Origin of the sequence: Flaviaestuariibacter amylovorans, from assembly GCF_039541815.1 — a bacterium.
GTDB classification, from domain to species: Bacteria; Bacteroidota; Bacteroidia; order Chitinophagales; family Chitinophagaceae; genus Flavisolibacter; species Flavisolibacter amylovorans.
In genome coordinates this window covers 56,749-60,813 of the sequence record NZ_BAABGY010000026.1, presented here as the reverse complement: position 1 = coordinate 60,813, position 4,065 = coordinate 56,749, and the positions used below count along the sequence as shown (strand labels likewise).

Below are 4,065 nucleotides of genomic sequence, written 5' to 3'. Positions count from 1 at the left end.
GCAACTCGCCTCCTTCGCCGGCTTCGATGTGGTGGAAAAGCAAAGCGGCACCTCCGTCAGGGGCAAGACCCGCATCTCCAAACGGGGCAACCGACACCTAAGAGCAGCGATGCACTTCCCGGCCCTGAGCGCCACGCGCCACGACGAACGCTTCCGCGCCATCTACGCACGGCTAATCGCCCGGCACGGCATTAAAATGAAGGCGCTCGTGGCAATACAACGACGACTACTGGAACTGATGTACACCGTCTTCAAGACAAAGACACCCTACGATAAGAAATACCTGCAAAAAAATAAGGCGGTCATAGAAGACCGCCCTACACAGGCTGATCATAAAAACCGCCTTGAACTCCAAAATTATTGAAAAACCCTTGGCGCCTAACACAGAATCTTTGCGTCTCCGCGTGAAACCCGCTAGCCGCTTTAGGGAAAGCCAGCCGCTTGCGGCGGGTGAACAAGGAAGAGGCAACACCTGTCCGTTCAGTGCAAATGCCTACGCCGCTGCCCCCCGCAACCAACGGCACCGGAATTGCCCTATCTTACAGCGGAACAAGCACCACCCGGCATTATGGCGTACCTGAGAGGCATATTCTTTTCCCTACCCGTTCAGCTGCTGTTCCTGCATTTCCGGAAATACCAGGTGCTCCTCATCTTCTGGCTCCTCCTCTTCGCCACCGTGGGCGGCGCCCTCATGAAGAACTTCGGCGCCGAAGCCCTTTTCCTCGCACCCGAGTACCTCGGCAACGTCAATGCCCTAAGCACCCTCTTCGTAGGCGCGGCGGTGGGCGTATTCATCATGTGCTGGAACATCACCACCTTCATCCTCTTCAGCCGGCACTTCACCTTCCTCGCCGCCACGCAGTTTCCGTTTCTTAAATACTGCATCAACAACAGCGTGCTGCCCATCGCCTTCCTCATCTTCTTCCTGATAAAGGCTTACTGGTATGCCCATTACCTGGAGCTGATCCCCCACCTCGAGATCATCTTCCTCATCCTCGGCTTCGTGGCAGGCCTGCTGCTCGTGCTCGTGGGCTCCTTCATCTATTTCTTCCGTGCCGACAAGACCATCCTGCGCGGGCTGCAGCCGCTGTTCAAGACGGCCACCAACGTGATGGCGCACCTGCAGCCGGAGCACAGCATCTCCGGTGGAAAAACCCTCATCCGCTCGGAGTGGTTCCTCGACTCCTTTATGCGCGTGCGCCGCTGCCGCGACGTAAGCCACTACTCCGAGGAGCTGATGGAGAAGATCTTCAAGCGCCACCACTTCGCGGCGGTGCTGTGCATGGTGTTCGCCTACGCCTTCCTGATCGGGGTCGGCTTCTTCCTCGACCACCGCGCCTTCCAGATCCCGGCGGCCGCGTCCATCACCCTGTTCTGTGCCATCCTCATCGGCGTCTCGGGCGCCTTCGCCTACTTCTTTCAGAGCTGGAGCGTGCCCGCACTGCTGGCCTTCGTCTTCATCCTCAACATTCTCTACCAGAAGGAGTGGATCGACCCCCGCAACAAGGCCTACGGCATGCATTACGGCAAGCGCAGCGACCGGCCCGTATACACCCAGGCGAGTCTCGAGGCCCTGGCCAATCCCACCGACGTGGCGGCCGACCGCCGGCGCATGGAGGGCGTGCTCGACCGCTGGAAGGCGAAGCAGGGCGAGGAAAAGCCGCTGCTGGTGCTCATCGCCACCTCGGGCGGCGGCACCCGCAGCGCCACCTTCACCATGAACGTGCTGCAGCACCTCGACTCGGTGACCCAAGGGGGCATCATGAACAAGACCTTCCTCATCACCGGCGCCTCGGGCGGCATGATCGGGGCCACCTACTTCCGCGAACTCTATCGCCGCAAGCTGACGCAGCCGGCGCTCAACCTGCACTCCCGCGAGTGGGTCGACGATATCGCCGAGGACCTGCTCAATCCCACGTTCACCTCCTTCGTGATCCGCGACCTCTTTGCGCCGCAGCAGACCTTCAGGCTCGGAAATGAAACCTACCTGAAAGACCGCGGCTACTCCTTCGAGCTCGCCCTCAACAACAACACGCGCGGCCTGCTCGACAAACGCCTGCAGGATTATGCCGCCGACGAGAGCGCGGCGCGCATCCCGCTCATGTTCTACCACAACGTGGTGACGCGCGATGCCAAGAAGCTGCTCATTTCCACGCAGCCGCTGCGCTTCATGATGACGCCACAGGGCGACTCGCTGCAGCCCGGCACGCCCGACGCGGTCGACTTCGTGAGCTTCTTTCACAAGCAGAACCCTTACGGCCTCCGTGTTCTTACGGCCCTGCGGATGAACGCCACCTTCCCCGTGGTGCTGCCCAACGTATGGATGCCTACCGAGCCCGTTACCGACGTGATGGACGGCGGCCTGCGCGACAACTACGGCGTGGAGACGGCGCTGCGCTTCCTCTCGTCGATGCAGGACTGGATCGGCAAGAACACCCGCGGCGCCCTGCTGATCCAGGTGCGCGACCGCATGGACGGTGGCTGGGAAAATCCCTACGATGCGGCGTCGATGACGGAGAACGCGGTGAAGCCCTTCCTGCTGCTGCAGCACAACTGGTACAAGATGATGGATTACGCGCAGGGCGATATGGCCGCGTATTTCCTGGGCACGAGCCGCTTCCCGGTGCACCGCGTTTCCTTCCAGTATATCCCCGACAAGAAAGAGAACAAGGCGGCGCTCAACTTTCATCTCACGCGCCGCGAGAAGCTCGACATCGAGGCCTCCATCGGGAGCGCCACCAACACGCGGGGGTTTAGCCGGGTGCTGCAGTTGCTGCAGGCGAAATAGCACACTTGTTTTGCCGGCCGCAAGCGGCCTCGTTTTCTCAAAGCGGCACGCGGGTTTCACGCAGAGACGCAAAGGCGCAGGGAACGCGGGATCACAACTTTTTCGCCATACGGAGCACTGCGCGTTCGATAACAGCACTCCCAATCTTACCCTTTTGAACACTCCGCGTAACGGAGGAGATTGTCCCGAGGCTTCGGGACGCTTCGCTCGCAATGACGGGGCGGCGGCGCGCCGCCGCCCCGTAGAAGTGCCTCCGCCTGCTCCGCGTCTTTGCGTCTCCGCGTGAAACCCGCGTTCTTCTTTAGGAACTGGCAGCCGCTTGCGGCGGTCTATCCTCGTAGAAATACTATATTGGTTTTACGGCATCAGCAATTGAAACGCATGCGGGATCACCTGGATATCGAGCAGGTGCGCGGTGTCTACGGGGTCGCCGTCGATGTGGAGGTGCGCGCCTTCGGGGTTGTGGATGATGATGGAAGGTGCCTGCAGGTAGAGAAGGCTCGTGCCCGAGGTAAGCGTCGTGAGCTCGCGCGGCTTGTTGAAGCCGAGGCACTGCCGCGCCGCCTGGAGTACGAGGCTGAATTTGTTTTGTTTTGCCAGCACCACCACGTCGAGCAGCCCGTCGGAAAGCGAGGCCTTCGGCGCGATGGTCACGTTGTTGCCGAACTGGTTGCTGTTGGCGATGGAGATGAAGAAGGCCTCCACGGGGTAGTGCGTGTCTTCGACCTGCAGCGTGAAGGGATGCGGCTTTGCCGTGAAGAAGTTGGCGATGCTCTTTTCGATATAGGTCATGAGGCCGCGCGTGCCGGCATTGGCAAAGTCGTGCGCCACCTTGGCGTCGAGACCGAGGCCACAGAGCATGCAGGCGAAGCGCCCGTTGACGGTGTAGGCATCCACTGGTGCCGGCGCTGCGGAAAGAATGGTTTCGAGCGCGAGCCGCGGCTGCTTCGGGATGCCGGCGCTGAAGGCGAGCCCGTTGCCCGAGCCGCAGGGAATGATGCCGAAGGGGAGGCCGAGGTGCCGCAGGGCGCCCACGGCGGCGTTGATGGTGCCATCGCCGCCGGCGATCACGATGTCGGTGGTTTCGTGGGCCATGAGCTGCTTCTCGATCGCGGAGTAATCACCGTCCCTGGGCGAGGAGTACACCGTGCAGCCGAAGCCGGCTTCCCGGGTACGGGTAGCTACATAGTCGGGCAGGTCCTTCTTGCTCCGGGTGCCGGAGATCGGGTTGATGATATAGGCGAAGTGGCGCATGGGCGGCAAAGGTACCGTGAATC

At 61.2% G+C, this 4,065-nt stretch carries 3 protein-coding genes; 2 read left to right on the top strand and 1 reads right to left on the bottom strand.

Translation table 11 applies throughout. The features are described 5' to 3' along the window. Together ABD937_RS23785 and ABD937_RS23780 are read left to right on the top strand one after the other, a co-directional pair. Nucleotides 1-364 (top strand): transposase (locus tag ABD937_RS23785; RefSeq protein ID WP_345258584.1); only part of this gene is annotated, 364 nt, incomplete at its 5' end. Nucleotides 365-568: 204 nt separating this feature from the next. Continuing rightward, nucleotides 569-2,788: a patatin-like phospholipase family protein gene (locus ABD937_RS23780; protein WP_345258583.1), complete on the top strand. Its 2,220-nt coding sequence runs from the start codon at nucleotides 569-571 to the stop codon at nucleotides 2,786-2,788. Nucleotides 2,789-3,145: 357 nt separating this feature from the next. On the opposite strand, the gene ABD937_RS23775 is transcribed toward ABD937_RS23780, so the two are convergent. Then, on the bottom strand, nucleotides 3,146-4,065 hold a 920-nt coding region (locus ABD937_RS23775), incomplete at its 5' end, for a diacylglycerol/lipid kinase family protein (protein WP_345258582.1).